The sequence below is a fragment of the Streptomyces sp. NPDC013187 genome (genome assembly GCF_042899705.1).
In the GTDB taxonomy this organism is placed as follows: domain Bacteria; phylum Actinomycetota; class Actinomycetes; order Streptomycetales; family Streptomycetaceae; genus Streptomyces; species Streptomyces hawaiiensis_A.
In genome coordinates, this window is record NZ_JBIBAF010000042.1 from 1 (window position 1) to 4,313 (window position 4,313).

1 protein-coding gene is annotated in these 4,313 nt (G+C 73.5%); it reads right to left on the reverse strand.

Going from position 1 to position 4,313, the window contains the following annotated elements; translation table 11 throughout:
- The coding region (locus ACFY5B_RS39385; RefSeq protein ID WP_389980060.1) for an SDR family NAD(P)-dependent oxidoreductase at positions 1-4,265 on the reverse strand (4,265 nt) is incomplete at its 3' end.
- Between the last annotated feature and the right edge of the window lie 48 nt (positions 4,266-4,313).

Genomic DNA, 4,313 nt, shown 5'->3' on the forward strand with positions numbered 1-4,313 from the left:
GCATCCACACCACCGGCCACCAGCCGCCACAGATCCTCCGGCGACGACACCCCACCCGGATAACGGCACGCCATCCCCACGATCGCGATCGGCTCCGCGGGGTCGCCCGTCGCGGCGGTGAGGGCCGCGGCGGCCCGGTCGGGCTGCTCGTCGCCGAAGAGTTCGCGTGCCAGTTGCCGTGCGAGGACCGTGGGGGTCGGGTGGTCGAAGACGAGGGTGGTGGGCAGCCGCAGGTCGGTGGCCCGGCCGAGCTGGTTGCGCAGTTCGACCGCGGTGAGCGAGTCGAAGCCCAGTTCCTGGAAGGGCCGGTCGGCGTCGATCGCCGCCGCGTTCGCGTGTCCGAGCACTCCGGCGACCCGGCCGCGCACCAGCTCGAGCAGTGCCTCGTGACGGGCGCCGGCGTCCAGCGCGGCCAGCCGCCGCATGAGTGTCGATCCGCCCTGTGCGGCGTGGCCGGCGGCGGCCTTGGGGCGCGGGCCGGCGGGGGCCAGGCCGCGCAGGACGGGCAGCACCTCGTCGCCTTGGCGTCGCAGCTCCCCGGTGTCCAGGTGGGTCACGGCGAGGACCGGCTGTCCGGTCAGGAGGGCGGCGTCGAACAGGCTCATCGCCTCGTCCGACGGGAGGGCGCGCAGGCCGAGCCGGGCGATGCGGCTCAGGTCGGTGTCGGTCAGCCGGCCGCTGATCGTGCTGGTCTGCGACCACAGGCCCCACGCCAGCGACGTCGCCGGCAGTCCCTGGGCCCGGCGGTGCTGTGCCAGCGCGTCCAGGAAGGTGTTGCCCGCCGCGTAGTTCGCCTGGCCGGCGTTGCCGATCAGGCCGGCCAGCGACGAGTACACGACGAAGGCGGACAGCGGTAGGTGCCGCGTCAGCTCGTGGAGGTTCCACGCCGCGTCGATCTTCGGCCGTACGACCGCGTCGAGCCGTTCCGCCGTCAGTCCGCTGAGCACGGTGTCGTCCAGGATGCCCGCGGTGTGCACCACCGCGGTGACCGGGAACTCGTCCGGTACCCCGGCCAGCGCTCCGGCCAGTTGCCGGCGGTCCGACGCGTCGCACGCCGCGACCGACACCTGGGCGCCCAGCCGCTCAAGCTCCGCGCACAGTTCGCCGGCCTCGGGGGCGCTCGCGCCCCGGCGGCTCAGCAGCAGCAGACGCCGGGCACCGTGTTCGGTCACCAGATGGCGGCTCACGATGCGGCCCAGCGTTCCCGTGGCCCCGGTGACGAGCACGGTGCCCTCGTCCCAGCGCGGGGCCGCCACCTGCTCCTGCGAGGCCCGCACACGGGCCAGTCGCGGCACCAGCAGGCGGTGGTCGCGGACGGCCAGCTGTGTCTCGCCTGCGGCCAGGGCGAGGGGAAGCTGTGCGTACCCCTCGGTGTCGGCGTCGACGAGGACGACCCGGCCGGGGTTCTCCGTCTGCACGGTGCGCAGCAGACCCCACACCGCGGCGTGCACCAGGTCCGTCACCTGCTCGCCCGCCAGGGCGGCCAGCGCTCCCCGGGTCACCACCACGAGCCGCGTGTCGGCCAGTCGTTCGTCGGCCAGGAAGGCCTGCACCCGTTCCAGGACGCGGGCGAGTTCCACGCGCGCCAGACCGGCGATGCCCTCACCGCCGACGGCTCCGTCGTCCCCGTCGGCGACCAGCGGCCAGACGACGGTGTCCGCGCCGGCCGCCGCCGCCGCGTCGAGGTGCGGGTACGAGGCCGCCGAGGCCAGGGAGGGCGCGCCCAGCACGGCCCAGCCCGAGGTGTCCACGGCCGACTCGGGGGCCGGTACCTCGGACCAGGCGACCGAGAACAGGCCGTCGCGGCCCGCCTGGGCCGCCGTGCGCACCGCGTCCTTCGACAGCGGGCGAAGCGCCAGCGAGTCCACCGACGCCACCGGCACGCCCGTGTCGTCGGTGACCAGCAAAGAGACGGTGTCGGCGGCGCCGGACAGGCCGAAGCGGACCCGCAGCGTGGCCGGGCCCGTCGCGTGGACACGGACGCCCGTCCAGGAGAACGGCAGGCGCGCCGCCACGTCTTCCTCGGCCACGCCCGGCAGCAGGGCGTGCAGGGCGGCGTCCAGCAGGGCCGGGTGCAGCAGGAATCGGCCCGCCTCCTCGCGCACCGTGTCCGGCAGGGTCACCTCGGCGAAGATCTCGCTCTCGCCCCGCCAGACCCGGGACAGGCCCCGGAACGCCGGGCCGTAGGCGTACCCCTGGTCGTCCAGGCGCTCGTAGACGCCTTCCAGGCCGACCTCTCGCGCGTTCACCGGGGGCCAGACCACCAGGTCGGCGGCGGACGGGTCCGGGGCGGCGGGAACCAGGGTGCCTTGTGCGTGGAGGACCCAGTCGCGCTCGTCGTCCGTGTCGAGCCGGGAGTAGACCTCGATGGGGCGTGCGCCGGACTCGTCCTTCTCCCCCACGGCGACTTGCAGGTGCACACCGCCGTCGGCGGGCAGGGCCAGGGGCGTGGCGAGGGTCAGCTCGGCCACCTGCCCGGTGCCGGCCTGCTCGCCCGCGTGGGCCGCGAGTTCGAGCAAGGCGGTGCCCGGGAGTATGACGGTCCCGGAGACGGTGTGGTCGGCGAGCCAAGGATGCGTCCGCAGCGACAGACGGCCCGTGAAGAGCACCTCACCGCCTCGGGCGAGCGTGACCGAAGCGCCGAGCAGCGGGTGACCGGCCGAGCGGAGCCCGAGGTCGGTGGCCTCGCCGTGGCGGGTGGCGACGTCGAGCCAGTACTGGTCGCGCTGGAAGGCGTAGGTCGGCAGGGGGACGCGCCGGGCGCCGGTGCCCTCGAAGTAGGCCTCCCAGCCGGAGCGTCCCGCCTCGGTCCTGATGCGCAGCGCGGCGACCGCGGCCACCGCCGTCTCCGGTTCGGGGCGGTCGCGTCGGAGGAGGGTGAGGGCCTGGACGTCGTCGCGGTCGTCGGCTTCGAGGGTCTCCTGCACCATCGCGGCCAGGACCCCGTCGGGACCGAGCTCCAGGAACGTGCTCACCCCCAGTTCCATCAGGTGGCGTACGCCGTCGTGGAAGCGGACCGCCTGACGGATGTGCCGCGCCCAGTACTCCGGCGACGTCAACTCCTCCTCCGTCGCCAGCACCCCGGTCACGTTCGACACCACGGGAATCCGCGGCGCACGCAACGACAAGCCCCGCGCCACCTCCTCGAACTCCTCCAGCACCCCGTCCATGTGGAACGAGTGGAAAGCATGACTGACCGTCAGACGCTTGACCCGAAGGCCCTGCTCCTTCCACGCCACCGCAAGCCCGTCCACCACCTCGGCATCACCGGAGACCACCACCGACCGCGGACCATTCACCGCAGCCACATCGACCAGGCTCTCGTGCCCGGCCAACAACCCCCGAACCTCCTCCTCACCGGCCTGCACCGCGAGCATCGCACCACCGGCCACAGCCGACTGCATCAACCGGCCACGCGCAGCCACCAACGCCACCGCATCCGCCAGATCGAGCACCCCCGCCACATGCGCCGCCACCACCTCACCCACCGAATGACCGGCCAGGTAGTCCGGGACAATCCCCCACGACTCCACCAGCCGGAACAGGGCCACCTCGACCGCGAACAGGGCCGCCTGGGTGTTGGCTGTGTCGTCCAGGCCCTCACCGGAGCGGATGATCTCCCCCGGCGACCGGCCCAGATGCTTCTCCAGCGCGTCGGCCACCTCGTCGAACGCCGCCGCGAACACCGGGAACGCCGCATGGAGTTCCTGCCCCATGCCGATCCGCTGAGCGCCCTGACCCGTGAACAGGAAGGCCGTCCGCCCCGGCACCCTCGAACCGGAAACCACCCGCCCCGACGAACCCCCCGACGCCAGCGCCCGCAACCCCTCCAGCAGCGCCTCACCCTCCGCACCCACCACCACAGCACGCTGATCGAACACAGCACGCGTGGCAGCCAGCGAGTACGCCACATCCAGCGGCCCGACCGAGGAATCACCCTCAAGGTGCGCGAGTAACCGCGCGGCCTGCTGCCTCAGGGCTTCCGGGGTCCTGGCGGAGAGCGCCCAGGGGAGGACGGCGGGAGGACGCACCAGGTCGTCGGTGCCCTCGCCGTCCTCGATGGTGTCGGCGGCGGGCGCCTCTTCGATGATGACGTGGGCGTTGGTGCCGCTGAAGCCGAAGGAGGACACGCCTGCCCGTCGGGGACGGTCCACGGCCGGCCACTCCCGGGCCTCGGCGAGCAGCTCCACCGCCCCGTCCGCCCAGTCCACCACCGTCGTCGGCTCGTCCGCGTACAACGACTTGGGCAGAACGCCGTGGCGCATCGCCTGCACCATCTTGATCACACCACCGACACCGGCCGCCGCCTGCGC